A 17,272-nucleotide genomic window follows, 5' to 3' on the forward strand; every position below is an offset into this window, starting at 1 on the left:
AACTATCAGTAATTGCTAATCTATCTTATATTCACTGCTTATATCAACATTATCTTTTACCATATTCCAAATAGGACATGAACATTCTTCCATATTTTTTATAACCTTCTCAATATCATATGCATGTACATCATTAGATGTAAGTTCAAATTTTAAGTGTATACTTTTGAAATACTTCGGTAATGTTTCTTTTCTTTCACCTGAAGCACTTACATTTAATCCAGATACATTCTTATTCATCTTCCTTAGTAATAAAACCAAAGTCATTCCACTACAAGTTGCTAGACTCATAAGAAATAATTCAAGTGGAGTATAACCATCTGCCTCACCTAAAGGTTGTATAGCATTTATAAATACATTATTGTTATCACGAGATATAGCTGAGAATTTTACCTCGTCATTTATTAAATCTGCTGTTACTGTTAAATTGTTAATCATAATAAAACCTCCTTGTATTCATTTTTATTTAACTCTTCAAACTCGCATTTAAGAAAGGCTATAAGCAATTCCATCAAAGCATTTACTTTATTATCCATCTCCTATGTAATCATTATCTAATGATATCATAATATTATAAATAGTTAAACTTTAATACCATTAGGGGATACAATATAATGGGATGTTATAAAAAATTTAATTTTAATTTAAATTAAATGAACCATTTAGCAGATATATCTATCTAATTAGTGTAAAGCAAAAAGAGGTAGCGCTACAGTTTGCAAAGAAAGGTAGGAAGTCAATTGAACAAGGCTATATTTACAGATAAAGTTCTTGAGATTCAATCTATTTTATATCATGTGTCTAAATCAATTTTGATTCATGAGCAAGATTGTGAGGATGCAGTTCAGGGGGCAATTTTAAAAGCCTATAACAAATTAGATACACTAAAGAAAGAACAATATTTTAAAACATGGTTAGTTAGGATACTAATAAATGAATGTTATAGTTTGAAAAGTAAAGAACATTCACAAGTACCTTATGAAGAATACTTTGAGTCTGCAAAGGTTGATGATAAAAATGATTATAGTGAATTATATATGGCCATTCAGAATTTACCTGAGCGTATTCGTATTACAATTGTTCTTTATTATGTAGATGGATATTCAGTAAAAGAAATTAAACAGATTTTAGGAATACCCACTGGAACTGTAAAAAGCAGGTTATCAAAAGGACGAAAATCAATAAAAATAAAATTAGAGAATATGGAGGCGAATTATGGATTCCTATAATTGGAATAATATCTTTCCAGATATGCCTAAAAGTTTTAAAAGTAAGGTAAATGAAACATTAAGCAGTTTACCGGAAAAAAAGGAGAATGATGAAATGGAAAATACAAAACTATGTAAAAAAGGATCAATAAGGAAAAAAATTATTATTACATTAGCAGCTACTATGATAATGGGAACAACTGTATTTGCCACAGGAAAAATACAGTCTATATATGGAAGTTCAAGTACTATACCAAAATATACTACTATACCTACAGTAGAACAAGTGAAAAATGATTTTAAATTTAAGCCTAAACTAGTAGATAAATTTGACAACGGATATACCTTTGTAGATGGATATACCGTTAATAATAAAGGCGTTGATGAGAAAGGCAACACTGTAAAAAAATCAAAATCCCTTGATTTTACGTATACAAAAGGTAATGACAAATTAGATCTTTCTATGGAAAACGGAATGCTCGAGGAAAGATCAAATAAAGAGACTGTTTTTGATACTTGTAACGGTATAGATTTATATTATAGTTCATCTGTTTATAAGACTGTACCAGCAAATTATAAATTGACAGAGCAGGATAAGCAGGATAAATTGTCCGGTAAATATGTGTTCAGCTATGGAAGTGACAAGATAGAAATCTCTCAGTTTAAATATTTAGATTGGATGCAGGATGGAATTCATTATTCTTTATCATCAATGAATTCTCATATATCGAAAGATGAATTAGTTAAAATGGCACCTCAAGTTATCTCTACCAAATAAAACTAATGATTTAATAAAAAATTACTAACTTTCAAGAGTTAGTAATTTTTTTTGATTAAATCATCCCCTGGGTCGCTGCAACAGCTTCGAAGAAGATGCATTGATGACTTCAGAAGGAGATTTACCCCTTTGTAATTCTCTGGAGTAGATAATAATTCTCAATTGTTATCCCACCACTGAAGGTTTCTACAAATCGGTAATAACTTCTAGAGACTACAAGGAAGCTAGCAAGAACGTCTATAACTCCGGTTACTGTACTGACGATGATATTGAATATCTGCAGAAATGCGTATACTCTCATTGGAGTTTTAACTTATGTTATATGGATACTAATGTAAAGATTACAAAATATCGTTTTATGTCATAAAACAGACGTTTCATGTTTTTGTGGTTATATTATAGGCGGTAATGTAATATCATGTTAACTGAGTGATGAAGATCTTTCAAATTGTATTATTTAAATAAATATAGTAAGGAGAATATAAATGAAAATATATAATAATAAAGGATTTATATTGGGAGTACTATCTTTACTTTTCGCAATTGCTGAGGTTGTTATGTTTTTTGTGGATTCAAGTAAATCAAGTATAATACTTTTGATTATTTTAACGGTAACAGGAATAGAAGAAATAATAAGAAGTTTAAACAAAAAAAGTAGTATTGAGGATAAAGATTCTGAAGACCTTGTGAAGTAAATCTTCAAAACCAATAGATATGCCAATAAATTATCAGTTAATATCTATATACCTTTTTTCAGTTTCATATATATCAATAGGGAGGATTTAAAAAATTGATTAATATATAAATCCTTTATTTTTTGTAAAAGAAATACTATAATTAATAACGATAATATATTAATTATAACTACAAAAAAAATATTAAAGACAAACCATTACAATTATAAATTTACGTATGGTTTGTCTATAAATTGAGGAGTTTATATATGAGAAGAAAAGATATACTTGAATTAAAAAGACGTTTTAAAAAAGAACAATGCACCTTCACTAAAGTGTGTGGCTGCTATGTTAATGGAGAAAAACATACTATTTTAAAATTTAGAGAAAGTTTTCTAAATTTAGATGAGGAAGAATACTTTAAATATTTAGAAATTGCTAAAAAAGTACTATCTGGGACTATTGGGAATAATATTTTAGAACTTAACTTTGAAGTTAATGAAGATTTTACAAATGAAAGACAAACTTTGCTTATGCAGCTTAAAAAGAGTCAATTAAAAGATGATGCTCTTGTAGGTAACCTTTATGATTTGATTATAGATAATTATGATTACACCGGTAATTTTTTAATACTCTTTTTTCATGATGCTTATGATGTTATTAGCAAAACCAGAGATAATGTGAAGATAGATGAATCTGAAGAAGTATATGAATACGTGTTATGTGCAATATGTCCAGTTTCACTTTCAGAGCCAGGTCTTGGATACTTTGAGCAGCAAAACGAAATAAAAGCACGTATTAGAGATTGGGTAGTTGAGTCTCCAACTAATGGTTTTGTGTTTCCTGCTTTTATTGATCGTAGCTCAGATGTTAACTCTATTATGTATTACACAAAAAATGCAAAGGATACACATACTGAATTAATGGAAAATGTTCTAGGGTGCCTCTCAAAACAAACGGCTACGGTGCAAAAGGAAACATTTCAATCAATTATTAAAGATTCTTTTAGCGAAGATGAAATTAAAGCAGATAAAATTTTTATGGATATACAAGAAAACTTAAGCACTATGATAGAAGAATACAATGAGCTAAACGATGATGCAGATTGTGAACCTATAAGCTTAACAAAGAAGGATATACAAAAACTTTTAATAGAAAGTGAAGTTCCAGGCGAAATTACTACTAAGATTGAAAACTCTTATGTAGAGAACTTTGGTGATGATATCACAATAGCTAAAAATTTAATTGACGCAAAGGCACTTAAGGCAAATGTGCAAAGAAAAAAGGAAGAACGCCTACATAAACAAGTAGAAACACTTCAAGCTAGACTTGATCAAGTTAACCAAGATAATACTATAGATAATGAAACTCAACTGTCTACAGAAGTTAACGATGACAATGTGGTTTTAGAAGAAGCTTCAGTAACTGAATTAAAAGAAACTTTAGAAACTAATTTAGAGAAAGTTCCAGATGCATTTGCAGAAGATAATGATGTTACCCCTCAGTATGATGTTATACTACAGGTAAAACCCGAAAAAGTATCTCAAATAAAATCTCAAATAATTAATGGCCAAAAATGCATAGTTATTCCTATTAATGACAATGAACAAACTACGGTTAATGGTATAGATAATTTGATTTAAGACAACTTTACATATTTGTTCAAGGGTCTGGCCCCTTACACAGGCTATTGACGGATTTTATGAGTGAAGCGAATTTGATATTATTAGCTGTTGCCATTAAAGAATCAAGGGAAGAAACTGGAGTGAAAAATATTCACCCTGTTATTTCCCTTATACTCTCATTGCAGTTTTAACTTATGTTATATGGATACTAAATAAAAAAATTATTTATAATCTGAAGGCGTTCCCCATAGTTCTAAACGATTAAACATAGGATAAACAGAATTAAATTTCACATAAATAGGTGCTTTATCTAAAGAGGGATTTTCTCTAAAAAATTCTCTATCTCCATATCTAATCGCCGAAAGTGCTAGCGGTAATTCTTTTGTGAAAATGCTATTACGTACCGCTGACATTATTGGGTTCTTTTCTTTATCTACCATAACGTTAACCATCAGTGCGTATTCGCTATTAACAATAATCCATTCTGCCAGCACTTCATCCCTCATATCAGTGATTTTATCATAATCATACTTTGCTGCAATAGTTAAAAATAATTCTCCGGTAACGTCTGAATGAGTAAGTGTATATTTCCTAGGAATAATTGGTTTTGTTTTACCTGTTCCCATGCCAAAATTAACGTGTAACATATCCGTATTGAATTTGCTCAAAGCCTACCCTCCATAATATAAATACATTACATATATTATGAAATTAACTGTTGTTATATTCTTGTTATACACTTAATGCTAGCAAGAATTTATGCAGTGAGAAGTCCAGTTATAGAAATTAGGAACAAAGTGTACGAGTTCTGTTTGATAACAAAACAACAGAGCTAATATTTACAAAGTAGAAGTTACATGGTATTATAAGTCAGTATATTACGAGAGTATACAATTGTTGGAAAATTATATAAATCTATAAATTTAATTAATGACCACGAAGGTTGATTTCTGCAGAGCAGTTATCAGTTTTTGTGGTTTTATTTTTTAAAAATTATTTAAGAGAGGATTTAAAATCTGAATTTATGAATGTAATAGTTTTACTAATATCAGGAGCTGTACTTAGATACAGCAATAAAACTTTGAATTATATATCTAAAATTAAAAGTAAAAATATTAAGGAGGAATATATTATGAACAATAATAGTAATCAATATTCACTATTGGATAAGGTAAAGTATCCGTTGGTGTTTGCAGCAGTGGAAAAGTTATCTAAGGCAAGTGCACCTACAATTATAGCAATTGAAGGGCGGTGTGGAAGCGGGAAAAGTTCTTTGGCAACAATGCTTGCAGAAACGTTTGACTGTAATGTATTTCATATGGATGATTTTTTCCTTCCCTTTGAGATGAAAACGAAGGAACGACTGTCCAAATGCGGTGGCAATGTATATTATGAGCGCTTTAAAGAAGAAGTTATTAAACCACTACAAAATAGGGAGGCAGTTACCTATCGACCATATTCATGTTTAAGTGGAACTTTGGGAGAAGCACGCCATGTAGGTTTTAAAAAAATTACTATTGTTGAGGGCAGTTATTGTCTACATCCTACAATTTCGAAATACTACGACTATAAAATATTTTTAGATCTTAATTCACAGGTGCAGCAGAAACGTATTTTAAGTCGCAACGGAGAAAAAATGTTTCAAAATTTCCGTGAAAAATGGATTCCTATGGAGGAATATTATTTCCTAAACCTTAATATTGAAGCTCAATGTAACATTGTAGTAGATACCTCTGCTTTGTGGATATAGAGAACTGTCACGTTGTTATATAGGTTAATAATTTAATTAAAAAAGGGGATTCTAACATGAAAATTAATCGTACACGAAAGCTTGCTTATACTGGGTTATGTATCGCTATTGGGTTGTTACTTCCTCAATTTGTAAAAATTATACCAGTATCTAATCCGGGGGCTATTTTTTTACCTATGCATATACCTGTGCTAATATGCGGTTTTCTCTGTGGATTCCCATATGGTGCTGTTTGTGGCATGATTTTACCCATACTAGCTTATGCTCTTACCGGAAGGCCAGCAATTTTTCCTACAGCTATATCTATGATGTTTGAACTGTATGCTTATGGTGCACTGTCTGCATTATTGTATCGGTATACCAAGGGTAAAATTTATCCAACCCTTATTGGAGCTATGTTGGGTGGCAGAATTGTCCAGGGTATAGTTAATACTATTTTCTTTAGATTTACCGATAAAACTTATGGTATGGTATCATTTATTTCTGTTTCATTTGTTACCGCACTTCCAGGTATTATTATTCAAATTGCTCTCATACCTACCATTATTTATGCATTGAAAAAATCTAGACTTATGTCATAATGTGAGGCTTTGAGATATAGTAAGAAACTTACATAGACCTTTCTGCTAGTTTTGACTTTGTTTCCACATGTTAAATGGGTACATGACTCGTTATATCAAAAGGCTTCATTTTTTCAATGGTATAGACTAATCCATTAGATTTTTCATCAACAATAACCAAGGCATATGATAAGGTTCTACCCCTCATATAAACAAAAGTTTTAGTTTATTAATCATAAATTTATGATGCTTTAATAATTAGGGAAAAATAAATTGGCTTGTCTATTTTACGACAAGCCAATTTATTGTTATTTTATCCATATTTAAAATTATTATTTAATACAATCTATGATATTGGGTTGCTAAGCAATATTTTACAATTCTCTTACTTAGTGCACTTCAATTAAGAAATGAAAATATTGTAGCCATTACTTAGAATATATTAATGTCGGTTACAAACTTTGAGCTTCGTTAGAATTAATAACGCCGTTCTTAATTTCTTCTAGATATTTCTCACCTTTAACTGCATCGTATTTACCTTCCCATTTGGACATAACCACAGCGGCTAATGAGTTACCAACCACATTTACAACTGTTCTTGCCATATCAAGGATACGGTCAATTCCAGCGACAAATGCTACTCCTTCTAATGGAATACCTACAGATCCAAGAGTAGCTAATAATACAACTAAAGATGCTCCTGCTACACCTGCCATACCTTTTGAAGTAATTGCAAGAACTACCACTAAGTTAATTTGAGCAAATATTGACAAATGAACTCCATATAACTGAGCAATAAATAGTGCTGCAATAGATTGATATAATGTTGATCCATCTAAGTTAAATGAATAACCAGTTGGAATAACAAAGGATACAACAGATTTTGAACAACCAAAGCTCTCCATTTTGTTCATTACTCTAGGTAATACTGCTTCAGAACTTGCTGTAGTGTATGCAAGAATAATTTCATCTTTTAGAACTTTAATTAGTGAAAAAATGTTTATTCCAACCATTTTAGCTATTAATCCTAGTATTACTAAAACGAAGAATATCATACATCCATAAACAGTGAAAGTTAACTTGCCAAGAGGAATTAGGGACTTAAGACCAAATTTTGAAACGGTCACACCCATTAAGCCAAATACTCCAATTGGTGCTACTTTCATAACTTGATTAGTTACCCAGAACATTGCCTCAGAAATCCCTTGACATAACTGAAGAACAGGTTTCGCTTTTTCCCCGACTGCAGAAATTCCTAATCCGAACATAACCGAGAAAAATATGATAGAAAGCATATTGCCTTCAGCCATGGCGCTAACAATGTTTGTAGGAACAATATTTACAAGCATATCTACCGTGCTGTGATTTGCAACGGATTTAGTAGTACTAACATAACTTGATATGTTAGTTTTTACAAGTGTTGCCATATCTATACCTGTTCCAGGATGGAATACATTGCCTGCCAATATTCCAATTAAGATGGCAACTGTAGTTACTACTTCAAAGTAAATTAGGGTCTTTAAACCCAATCTACCAATTTGTTTACCATCTTCTCCACCTGCAATTCCAACAACAAGTGCACAAAATATAATTGGAACTATAATCATTTTAATTAGACGTATGAAAACATCGCCTAAAGGTTGTAGAAATGGTATAACTGCTGGGTTACCATAGAAAATAGCACCAACTATAACACCAAGTGTAAGTCCGATAAGAATCTGTGTACCTAGTCCAAGCTTTAATTTTTTCATCCCGTGTTCTCCTTTGAATTTTCCATTAATAAAATATTAATTGCTATTATGTTATTTGAAAACAAAAAAAATGCTCTATTTGTTATTATAGAGTTGGGTATATTTTCATTTGCAATTTTACTTTTATTGTAGTACTAGCTTATGAAAAATGCAAGTTTTATTTTATATGAATTCATTTGTATAAAAAAACAATCAATTAAAATAAAATGAATGTAGGGGAAAAAAACATACTTGCTCCATATTATTACATTGCATATTAGTACAAAACATAGTAATATAATAGGAATAGTATGAATTTATCAAATTTAGTAAATATAATGAATCTAAAACAATTGAATATTTAAAAATTATTTATTCTTATCTAGAGATAATAAGGGATTGTCCTAATGAAGTTTCAGCAACCATATGTTTTTTTATTGTAATTTATAATGAGACAATATTATAAATATTTAAATTAGAAAAAAGGAGTGGTGAAGGTGGAAAAACAATTAACTAGTGTAAAAAAAGTAGTACTTCTTGCAGGCGCATTGTGTGCATATTGGATTGGATCTGGATTCGCAACAGGACAGGAGGTCTTGCAATTTTTTGCAACAAGTGGGACAAAGGGGATTATAGCTGCGTTAATTTTTGTGGCTTTAATGATACCCTTAACGTACATTTTATATGGAATAGGGCAAAAAAAGAAATTTGATAATCCATATGATGTTTTTGAGTATTATTGTGGAAAAGCTCTAGGTAAAGTTTATGTATGGTACAGTGTTGTATTGGTGTATGCCATATCTGTAGTTATGTTGGCTGGTGGAGGAGCAACAATTCATCAATATTATGGAATACCAACATATATAGGTACTGGCGCTATAGCTCTTCTTGCATTGGGCACAATATTGTTGGGGGTAGAAAAATTCATTGACATAATAGGTGTTATAGGCCCAATTAAAATTTTATTTGTGGCAATAATAGGTATTTATGGGATTATAACTATTTTTGGGCAGCCAACTATATTGTCAGAAGCTGGCAGGCTTATGCCAACATTAGGGTTTAAATCCGCTTCTTCTAATTGGGCATGGTCAGGAGCACTATATGCTTTTCTTGCTCTTATGGTTAGTATACCATTTCAGGTTAGTTGTGGAGCATCTGCAGGAAGTTTAAAAGAAGCAAGAACGGCAGCTGTTGTTGGAACTGTTGCTTTTACTATTGCAATTATTGCACTTATAATAGGTGAACTTGTTTATTATAAATTAATTATAGGTACGCAAGTTCCAACATTAGCAATCGCTAATCACATATCTCCTATATTAGGATTAATTTTTTCAGTATTAATAGTGCTAAGTATTTATTCAGCAGTGGCTTCATTTCTTTTAATGGTTGTTAGAAAGTTTGCTACTGACAAAACTAAAAAGTTTAACATCATTGCAACAGTACTAACTGTAATCAGTATGTTATTTGGAGGAGTACTTCCTTTTGATAAATTGTTAAATATTCTATATCCTTTGGCAGGATATTCAGCTATTGTTTTCGCAGGATTTATGATTTATAAAGAATTAAGAGAGAAGACTAAAAAATTAAAAAAGAATGAAGTAAATCATAGTATTTAATAGAAAGAGACTTATAATTAAGGGTTGTTGAGTAAATTTATAAATTATTGAAAGGATGTTGAATATTAAAATGGGTAAAATTGAAATAGTTCATTGCAGGATTGAACATCATGCAGTATTAGTTGCACTCTTCGCAAAATATACTATAGAGCGTTTTGGTGAAAAAGGCAAAGAGGCGATCTATATTGGAATTGAAAATTATGGGCATGAACGTGGAAAAAGGATGGCTAAAAGAGCAATTGCAAATGGAGATGCATTGGATTTTATAAATAGTCAAGCTTACAGTGAATGGGTTCCAGAAAAAAGTACAATGGAATTTGGTATTCTTAAAACAGAACCGGAACTTGTAAGTGCTGTAACGAAATGTGAATGGTGTGTATCATGGAAAAAATATAATCTTTTAGATTATGGGAAATATTACTGTGTAAATATAGATGCTGCTGTTTTTAATGGTTTCAATAAAAATTTTCATATGAAAGCTACTAGTAATCTAAGCTTTGGAGCAGATCATTGTGAATTTCACTGGGAAAATCCAATGCATGAAGAGGATACGATAAAACTTGCTCAAAAGAGAACTGAACTGGGTAGTACCTGCACTAGAGATTTTAACTTTCACACTGCTCATTTGCTATATTCAATGAGTAAAACATTAAAAGATAAACTCGGCGAAGGTGGTATTCTAATTATTAGTCAAGTAGTAGAAGAATACATATTGCTATTTGGCAAAGAGTATTTTGATGTTTTAAAAAATTTGCAAATAAAACAGGAGGAATAAAATATGTTAAATAAAAAAATTACATTTATCGGCGGTGGAAATATGGCCGAAGGGATCATCAGAGGAATTATTTCAAATGAAATATTTTCTCCAAGAAGCATTACAGTTTTTGACATATTAAGTGAAAGAAGAAAATACCTTAATGTTACATATGGTATTGTAGAGGCAGAAGATGTCACAGTTGCTGTAAAAGATGCAGATATTATTCTAATTGCAGTACTTCCTCAAAATATTGTAAGTGTTGCACAAAATATTAAAGATCATTTATCTGAATCTACTATCATTATTTCTATATGTGCGGGAATCAAAATGGAAAAATTAGAAAATTTATTTGAAAGCCATCACAAACTTGTTCGTATTATGCCAAATACCATGATTGACGTACAACATGGTTATAGTGCAGCAAACGTAAATGAGCAGGTTCAACCTGAAGACAAAAAAATAGTTGAAACACTTTTAAGTGCATTAGGACAGACAATGTTCATAGATGAAAACCTCTTTAATGCATTTACTGCATATAGTTGTGCTGGGCCTGCCTACATAATGTATTTTCTTGCAGCGTTTATAGATTCTGGAGTGGAATCTGGTTTTTCCCGTAAGGATGCCGCAGCTATAGCTTTAGAGAATTTAATTGCTTCTGCACTAACCATTCAAAAAACTGGAAAACATCCTTACCAAATTACGGATACAATGACTTCACCAGCAGGTACAACCATTGCAGGACTACATGTGTTAAGCGAATCTAGTTTTCATGGAACCATTATGTCAAGTGTAAAAAGTGCTCTTGAAAGGACAAATGAATTAGAATAATTATTTATGTTAATTTACTTCTTTCTTAATAAAATAATAAAGAAGTATTCTATTTTATTAAGAGGGAATTAATATGCCATTTAAAATAATGATGTTTGTTCAGTTTTCTCATTATCACTTATAATCACAGAATAGTAAGCCATTGATTCAATCTTATGCAAATATCTTTTCATATCGAATTTTCTTTTTAATCCTTTATCATTCATAAATCTAACTAATCCAAAGACAGCTCTCTCACCCCAAGGTCTATCATGATTTCCAAAGCACCAAGCTATCCCGGCAAATCCATTTGCGTCCCTACCATCTAAAAGCCACTTGTTATTTAAATAAATAGCAGTATTATAAGCTTCTTCTGGAGTTTTACTTCTTTTCTTTATTTTGCTGTTGATATTCCATTCATGTCGAAATAATGACGTTTAAGGGTTTTTATGTTGCATTATAAAACTTTATGTAATACCATGTTAACTAAGGGATAAATAACTTGTATTACCAAAAAATATTATGAACAATGGAGTGAATATTAATATACATAAGAAAACAATTCCATTTGAAAGAGTTTTTATTCAAAAACTTTAATGAAAAGAGGTATTATGATTAAAAAAAAATTTTAAAGCACTGTATTATAATTATTGTAATAATTTTGGGAGTAGGATCTTTTTATCTGACTAGGGTTCATGGTAACTCTAAAGAAAATAATGTAATACCAACTACTTCTAAGGTTAAGATATTATTAGACATTAATAAAGAAAGTTTAGCTAAAAAAATAGAAAACAAAGAAAGTTTTTTAGTTTATATTGGTAGACCATCATGTCCTGATTGTAGAAAATTTACGCCTAAATTAGAAAAAAAATTAAAGGATACAAATAAGCAAATATTGTATTATAATACTGAAGTTCGTGCTAGTAAAAAGCAAGAAATGAGGGTTTATTTAAACAGTTTAGGTATTAAATCCGTTCCAACAATAATGGTTGTAAGTAAAGGAGATGTAGAAAAGGTTTATGATTGTAGTGTAGAAAGTCAAAGTGAAGAAATTATGAATACATTAGGAGGAAAGATAAAATGAGTAGTTATAAACAATACATAGCAGGGGTATTATTAACAACAATGTTAGTTGCATCAGGTTCAAGTGTGCAGGCTAATGCTACTGAATACAATAATAAATTAGCACAAAACGCAATTGAGAAAATTACAGGAACAAAAACTATTGTAAAAAATACAACTGAATCAAATGATTTTGTTGTAAAGACAGATGGTTTTCATGCAGTTGTTAAAATACCACAAAAGGCTTCTAATCCTATTTTAATTAACTCTGCATATGATAACAACAATAACTTTGGTATGTTATTACCGGAGCAAGCTGGTGATTCAAATGTTAATAAAAGTGAAAATGGAACAGTTGTATATACTAATAATAACAGTTCTGCATCCTTTGGAGCTCAAGCTGTACAAGAAAAAGGTATGGAGGGAGTTAGAGCACTAATTACAATTAACAATAGTGCTGCTCCAAAAGAGTATACTTTTAAATTTAATTTAAAAGAGGGGACAAAACTTGTAACTGACACTGAATACTTAGGGAAGGAGTTTTCAACTGGTGAAGTTTTTATTGTAAACAATAAAAATATTATTACGGGGATTGTAGATAAGCCTTGGGCTTATGATGCTAACGGTAAAAAAGTTCCAACACATTATAAAATTCAAGATGGAAATAAATTAACTCAAGTTATTGAATTCACAAATAATACTGCTTTTCCTGTTATTGCAGATCCATCAGCATGGCAAATAACTAAATGTGTGGGTTCTATAACTTGGGCAATTGGTTCTGGTGTATTTTCAGTTGCTAAGATATTTAAAATAAAAAAATATGTAGCTGCATTAGGTGGAGTGAAAGAAGCTGCCGCAGCTTTAATGGGAGTATCAACAACTGGTGTTGAAAAAGGAGCGGCTTTTGGATCGGCTTTAATGCAGTTAGGATCAGCAGTATTAGGTATTACTGCAATAAAGGAGAATTGTAATCTCTAATCAATCAATTAACTTTATAATGATATAGATGTGATTTTATTTGAAACGTCACATCTATATTATCAGGTATCTAATTTAGTTTAAATTAAAAAATAAAAAATACGAGAGGTGAAGAAATAATGACTGAAAATAATATTGGTAAAGAAAAAGCTGTGAGGTTACAATCAAAATCTATAGGTTATTTAGCTATGATGTTTTATATATTAATTTTAATTATAATTATATATATGAAGGAAAGTCAAATTCCATATAGTCTTTTTAGTATCTTATGTGTAGGGCAAGGATTTGAAAGTTTGTACAAATATAAAAAAAATAAAAATAAATCAAACCTTTTAGAGATAATAGGTTGTGTAATTGCTTTTATTGGTTTAATTATATTAATGGTAACTAGTGTCTAATCATTAAAAATATTAATAGTTAGAAGAAATGCAACATAATCAAGGGCCATACTAGGTATCATCTTATTATGATTTTTATTGTATTAGTAACAAGAGATATTTTAATTTTTTATATAGAATTTATGGTTACTCTAGTATAAGTAAATAATTTATCTCATACTCGTAAACTATATTGGAAGGAGTGAAATTATGAACAACACAGTTATTTGGGGAATTATAGGAGCAGGATTACTAGTAATTATAGTATGTGCTATTATTCGTACGCAAAAAGACGTTGAAAGAATAAATGTAACTCTAAATAAGATTGCTAAACATGTTGGAGTGCCGGATACAGTAACAAATGATCTGAAAAGTCTTATTTTAGATGGTAAAAAAATTGAAGCAATTAAAAAATATAGAATGGTAACTGGATTGGGGTTACTAGAAGCAAAAGAGTATGTAGATTCTTTATGTGAAAAGGAATTAAAATAGGCAAACATGCGGACAAAAAGAGTAGGATATCTCTAATCTTTATATTTATTGTAAGGCATAATTCAATGAAATTTATATAGTGATTAGCATTGTGAATTTTGATGATAATGGATATAAATTATTTTATTTAATGCGAAGGATTTTAAAAGCATAAAAACAATTTAAATCTAAATATGTTAAATATTTGGATAAATACATCGTTATACTGTATAATCAAATAAGGGCACAATTGTAATTTATGATGGTGCGAAGACTATTTTATATAACAGGAGGATAATACGGTGGGAAATGATTTTATAAATTTAAACGCAGACAATATTTCAAGTGAGCATTTGTGCTGTGCTATTGCCGATAAAAAACATCAATATGGTGTTGCTGTAAAAAAGGCATGGATTGCAGATAGAATAGCGGAAGGCCATGTTTTTAGGAAACTCAATGAAAAGGGCAAGGTATTTATTGAATATACACCGCTTGAAAAAGCTTGGGTGCCTATTGTTGGTGATAATTATATATATATCTATTGTCTTTGGGTTTCGGGAAGTTTCAAAGGAAAGGGCTATGGCAAAGAATTACTTGATTATTGTATAGCAGACGCAAAAAAACAAAGCAAGGCAGGTGTTTGCATTATTAGCTCAAAGAAGAAAAAACCTTTTCTCTCAGAGAAAAAGTTTATGCAGAAATTTGGATTTGAAACGGTAGATACAATTGATGGCGAGTATGAGCTTTTAGCGTTATCTTTTGATGGCTCAAAACCACAGTTTGCACCAACTGCAAAAACACAGAGAATAGATAGTGAAACTCTAACTATCTACTATGGTTTACAGTGCCCGTATATACCGAACTGCATAAAGCAAATTGAGGCATATTGCAAGACAAATGACATTCCTATTGAATTAATAGCGGTTGACAGTTTAGAGAAATCAAAGAGACTTCCTTGTGTGTTTAATAACTGGGCAGTGTTTTATAAAGGTGAATTTAAAACACTGCATTTGCTGAATGAAGGATATTTGAAAAAAATGCTTGAAAAATCAACAAATTGAGCCTTATCATTTGATACAAGGTTATAAATATTATTATAAATTAAGCAAATTTTCTTTCGCCCAATTTACAAGCAACTACAAGCATTAACATTGATAATCCTAGTATAATACCAATGGGAGTGAATGCATCAGTGTTAACTACTCCTTGCTGTATTTTTTCAATAAATATAACTAACCACTTTGTTATTGTCGCATTACTTACGTATTTTAATACTGTAGGCATTTTATCCAAAGGTAAAAATGAGCCTCCAAGTAATGACATTATCACAGAAACTACTGATGCAATTAAACTTGCCTGCAGCTCGGTTTTACACAAATTAACAATTAGACAACTCAAACTTGTTGCAATAATGGCTATAGTTAATCCGATAAATAGTAACTGTAATGCACTAATTCCAATATCAATAGGTAATATTGTTATTATAATAACCGAAATTATCACTTGTACAATTGTGGTTAGGAGATTATATGAAAATGTCCCTAATATATAGATAATCGGTTTATAAGGAGATACTGAAACCCTTTTTAATGTACCCTCTTTCTGATCCTTTATTAAATTGCAGGCGGATAAGGTACATGTTATTATTAAGGTTAATAGTATATATCCTCCACCTCTTTGCGCTACAGTCATACTTTCGCTTAGCATTTCGGATAAAGTATCTTCAAATCCATGCAGATCACCATTAGCAAAATAATTCTTTATGATTTGTTCAATATTTTCTTTAACCTTATTGTCTAAGCAGATTACTTGGAAGGATTCATCCTTATTGAATTGAATTACAACAGAATATTTAGCAAGAATCATGTCAGTATTAATACTATCTTCATTTGCTTTCTTTATAGTTAAACCTTTTATTGAAACAGCCTTTTCTTTAAATCTTGAATATTCATTCCCTGATCCTTTATCAATTACACCTATATTAATAGAAGGCTTCATAAGACTATTAATACCTAATGCAGCTATAACTGCAATGACTGGTATTAATACTGTTAATATCAATTTTTTTTTATATTTTAAGCTCTTTAAAAATTCATTCTTTGTTACTAATAATATACCCATTATAAGAACGACTCCTTTCTAAACTTTTTAATAGATCCAAAGGTAAATATTATACCCAAAGCTAGTATTATACCTGTAGCAATAAAATACAGCTTAGTGCTATGATCGTTATTCATTAGGAATATACCTTTGTTTATCCATGTTAATGGTGATATATAGCTTATAATCTCTATAATCTCTCCTAGAGATCCTATGGGAAAGAAAGTTCCACCTAGTAGTGCCATAATTAATATTGGAGTACTGATAAAATTTTTAACCTGCATAAAATCTTTTGTACTTACACCTATAAAAGTACCTATTGCACATGACATTAATCCAAGTATTGAAAATAGGATAAATATCTGTAAAAAATTATTATTATAATTCACACTAAATATATATTTGCATATAAGCATTAAAATTAAATTGTAAAACATCATAGCAATCGTAGAAGGTATTATTTTAGATAATACTATAGCGGTCTTACTAATTGGTGCTATAATAAACCGTTCTCCACATTTATGCATACTTTCCTCTCTTGTAATATATACAAGAGTTACGGAGCTTAAAAATGTGCAAAATGGAATAATTACCATGCTATAGTAATAATATGAAGTTATTCCATTTTTCCCTGAATAATAATTTGATGCCATGTATCCAAGTATTGCTATTAAAAATAATGGAAATATAGTTCCATACCCTATCAAAAAAGAATCCTTAAGTCTCCTTTTCATACCCATATTAAATAATACCTTAAAACCACTCATGTCATCGCCTCC

At 30.3% G+C, this 17,272-nt stretch carries 19 protein-coding genes; 14 read left to right on the forward strand and 5 right to left on the reverse strand.

The genetic code is table 11. The annotated features are described in order from the left end of the window. Positions 1-15: 15 nt before the first annotated feature. Complete coding sequence (locus KPL54_RS11020; protein WP_216106633.1) at positions 16-438, reverse strand: OsmC family protein; 423 nt, start codon at positions 436-438, stop codon at positions 16-18. A gap of 302 nt (positions 439-740) precedes the next feature. Here KPL54_RS11020 and KPL54_RS11025 point away from each other — a divergent pair, with 302 nt between their 5' ends. The 4 genes from KPL54_RS11025 to KPL54_RS11040 all read left to right on the forward strand — a co-directional run bounded on the left by KPL54_RS11025 (position 741) and on the right by KPL54_RS11040 (position 4,303). Continuing rightward, positions 741-1,229, forward strand: a complete 489-nt coding sequence (locus KPL54_RS11025) for an RNA polymerase sigma factor (RefSeq protein WP_171295937.1) — start codon at positions 741-743, stop codon at positions 1,227-1,229. Then, entirely contained in the window at positions 1,216-1,986 is a 771-nt protein-coding gene (locus KPL54_RS11030) for a hypothetical protein (RefSeq protein WP_216106634.1), read from the forward strand. The genes KPL54_RS11025 and KPL54_RS11030 overlap by 14 nt, the downstream gene beginning before the upstream one ends. A gap of 485 nt (positions 1,987-2,471) precedes the next feature. Next, complete coding sequence (locus tag KPL54_RS11035; protein WP_216106635.1) at positions 2,472-2,681, forward strand: hypothetical protein; 210 nt, start codon at positions 2,472-2,474, stop codon at positions 2,679-2,681. A 248-nt stretch (positions 2,682-2,929) separates the two neighbouring features. Beyond that, positions 2,930-4,303, forward strand: coding sequence for a DUF4317 domain-containing protein (locus KPL54_RS11040; protein WP_216106636.1), 1,374 nt, complete (start codon positions 2,930-2,932; stop codon positions 4,301-4,303). A gap of 203 nt (positions 4,304-4,506) precedes the next feature. Here the strand turns inward: KPL54_RS11040 and KPL54_RS11045 are convergent, their stop codons facing one another. After that, positions 4,507-4,953 carry a staygreen family protein gene (locus KPL54_RS11045; protein ID WP_290444387.1) on the reverse strand — a complete coding sequence of 149 codons (447 nt, stop codon included), beginning with the start codon at positions 4,951-4,953 and terminating at the stop codon, positions 4,507-4,509. A 464-nt stretch (positions 4,954-5,417) separates the two neighbouring features. On the opposite strand from KPL54_RS11045, the gene KPL54_RS11050 reads away from it, so the two are divergent. Together KPL54_RS11050 and KPL54_RS11055 are read left to right on the forward strand one after the other, a co-directional pair. After that, on the forward strand, positions 5,418-6,035 hold the full coding sequence (locus KPL54_RS11050; protein ID WP_216106637.1) for a uridine kinase family protein: 618 nt from the start codon (positions 5,418-5,420) through the stop codon (positions 6,033-6,035). A gap of 56 nt (positions 6,036-6,091) precedes the next feature. Next, positions 6,092-6,616 (forward strand): ECF transporter S component, encoded by a 525-nt coding sequence (locus KPL54_RS11055; protein ID WP_216106638.1) that lies wholly within the window; start codon positions 6,092-6,094, stop codon positions 6,614-6,616. A gap of 431 nt (positions 6,617-7,047) precedes the next feature. Here the strand turns inward: KPL54_RS11055 and KPL54_RS11065 are convergent, their stop codons facing one another. Next, positions 7,048-8,346, reverse strand: a complete 1,299-nt coding sequence (locus KPL54_RS11065; RefSeq protein WP_216106640.1) for a cation:dicarboxylate symporter family transporter — start codon at positions 8,344-8,346, stop codon at positions 7,048-7,050. 476 nt (positions 8,347-8,822) lie between these two features. Between KPL54_RS11065 and KPL54_RS11070 the strand changes: the two genes are divergently transcribed. From KPL54_RS11070 to KPL54_RS11105, 8 genes are all read left to right on the forward strand, one after another. Next, entirely contained in the window at positions 8,823-9,941 is a 1,119-nt protein-coding gene (locus KPL54_RS11070; protein WP_216106641.1) for a YkvI family membrane protein, read from the forward strand. 70 nt (positions 9,942-10,011) lie between these two features. Further along, complete coding sequence (locus KPL54_RS11075) at positions 10,012-10,716, forward strand: L-2-amino-thiazoline-4-carboxylic acid hydrolase (RefSeq protein WP_216106642.1); 705 nt, start codon at positions 10,012-10,014, stop codon at positions 10,714-10,716. 3 nt (positions 10,717-10,719) lie between these two features. Continuing rightward, positions 10,720-11,526 (forward strand): pyrroline-5-carboxylate reductase, encoded by an 807-nt coding sequence (proC, locus tag KPL54_RS11080; protein WP_268038303.1) that lies wholly within the window; start codon positions 10,720-10,722, stop codon positions 11,524-11,526. Between the two features lie 640 nt (positions 11,527-12,166). After that, positions 12,167-12,589: a thioredoxin family protein gene (locus tag KPL54_RS11085; RefSeq protein ID WP_216106644.1), complete on the forward strand. Its 423-nt coding sequence runs from the start codon at positions 12,167-12,169 to the stop codon at positions 12,587-12,589. Next, the gene (locus KPL54_RS11090; RefSeq protein WP_216106645.1) at positions 12,586-13,545 is read left to right on the forward strand and encodes a hypothetical protein; all 960 of its coding nucleotides are present in this window, start codon (positions 12,586-12,588) and stop codon (positions 13,543-13,545) included. The genes KPL54_RS11085 and KPL54_RS11090 overlap by 4 nt, the downstream gene beginning before the upstream one ends. A 119-nt stretch (positions 13,546-13,664) precedes the next feature. After that, positions 13,665-13,943, forward strand: coding sequence for a DUF6442 family protein (locus KPL54_RS11095; RefSeq protein ID WP_216106646.1), 279 nt, complete (start codon positions 13,665-13,667; stop codon positions 13,941-13,943). A 189-nt stretch (positions 13,944-14,132) separates the two neighbouring features. After that, positions 14,133-14,414: a ribosomal protein L7/L12 gene (locus tag KPL54_RS11100; RefSeq protein WP_216106647.1), complete on the forward strand. Its 282-nt coding sequence runs from the start codon at positions 14,133-14,135 to the stop codon at positions 14,412-14,414. A gap of 281 nt (positions 14,415-14,695) precedes the next feature. Further along, positions 14,696-15,454, forward strand: coding sequence for a GNAT family N-acetyltransferase (locus KPL54_RS11105; protein WP_216106648.1), 759 nt, complete (start codon positions 14,696-14,698; stop codon positions 15,452-15,454). Positions 15,455-15,494: 40 nt separating this feature from the next. On the opposite strand, the gene KPL54_RS11110 is transcribed toward KPL54_RS11105, so the two are convergent. Both KPL54_RS11110 and KPL54_RS11115 read right to left on the reverse strand, forming a co-directional pair. Then, positions 15,495-16,514: an ABC transporter permease gene (locus KPL54_RS11110; RefSeq protein WP_216106649.1), complete on the reverse strand. Its 1,020-nt coding sequence runs from the start codon at positions 16,512-16,514 to the stop codon at positions 15,495-15,497. Beyond that, entirely contained in the window at positions 16,514-17,260 is a 747-nt protein-coding gene (locus tag KPL54_RS11115; protein ID WP_216106650.1) for an ABC transporter permease, read from the reverse strand. The genes KPL54_RS11110 and KPL54_RS11115 overlap by 1 nt, the downstream gene beginning before the upstream one ends. Positions 17,261-17,272: the final 12 nt, after the last annotated feature.

Origin of the sequence: Clostridium estertheticum (genome assembly GCF_018861295.1) — a bacterium.
Taxonomy (GTDB): domain Bacteria; phylum Bacillota; class Clostridia; order Clostridiales; family Clostridiaceae; genus Clostridium_AD; species Clostridium_AD estertheticum_D.

Bases quoted from the DNA above. Each gene is read 5' to 3' on its own strand.
- KPL54_RS11040 (WP_216106636.1), top strand. From the start codon at position 2,930: ATGAGAAGAAAAGATATACTTGAATTAAAAAGACGTTTTAAAAAAGAA.
- KPL54_RS11075 (WP_216106642.1), top strand. From the start codon at position 10,012: ATGGGTAAAATTGAAATAGTTCATTGCAGGATTGAACATCATGCAGTA.
- KPL54_RS11110 (WP_216106649.1), bottom strand. From the start codon at position 16,514: ATGGGTATATTATTAGTAACAAAGAATGAATTTTTAAAGAGCTTAAAA.
- KPL54_RS11115 (WP_216106650.1), bottom strand. From the start codon at position 17,260: ATGAGTGGTTTTAAGGTATTATTTAATATGGGTATGAAAAGGAGACTT.
- KPL54_RS11030 (WP_216106634.1), top strand. From the start codon at position 1,216: ATGGATTCCTATAATTGGAATAATATCTTTCCAGATATGCCTAAAAGT.
- KPL54_RS11065 (WP_216106640.1), bottom strand. From the start codon at position 8,346: ATGAAAAAATTAAAGCTTGGACTAGGTACACAGATTCTTATCGGACTT.
- KPL54_RS11035 (WP_216106635.1), top strand. From the start codon at position 2,472: ATGAAAATATATAATAATAAAGGATTTATATTGGGAGTACTATCTTTA.
- KPL54_RS11100 (WP_216106647.1), top strand. From the start codon at position 14,133: ATGAACAACACAGTTATTTGGGGAATTATAGGAGCAGGATTACTAGTA.
- KPL54_RS11090 (WP_216106645.1), top strand. From the start codon at position 12,586: ATGAGTAGTTATAAACAATACATAGCAGGGGTATTATTAACAACAATG.
- proC (WP_268038303.1), top strand. From the start codon at position 10,720: ATGTTAAATAAAAAAATTACATTTATCGGCGGTGGAAATATGGCCGAA.
- KPL54_RS11095 (WP_216106646.1), top strand. From the start codon at position 13,665: ATGACTGAAAATAATATTGGTAAAGAAAAAGCTGTGAGGTTACAATCA.
- KPL54_RS11050 (WP_216106637.1), top strand. From the start codon at position 5,418: ATGAACAATAATAGTAATCAATATTCACTATTGGATAAGGTAAAGTAT.
- KPL54_RS11055 (WP_216106638.1), top strand. From the start codon at position 6,092: ATGAAAATTAATCGTACACGAAAGCTTGCTTATACTGGGTTATGTATC.
- KPL54_RS11020 (WP_216106633.1), bottom strand. From the start codon at position 438: ATGATTAACAATTTAACAGTAACAGCAGATTTAATAAATGACGAGGTA.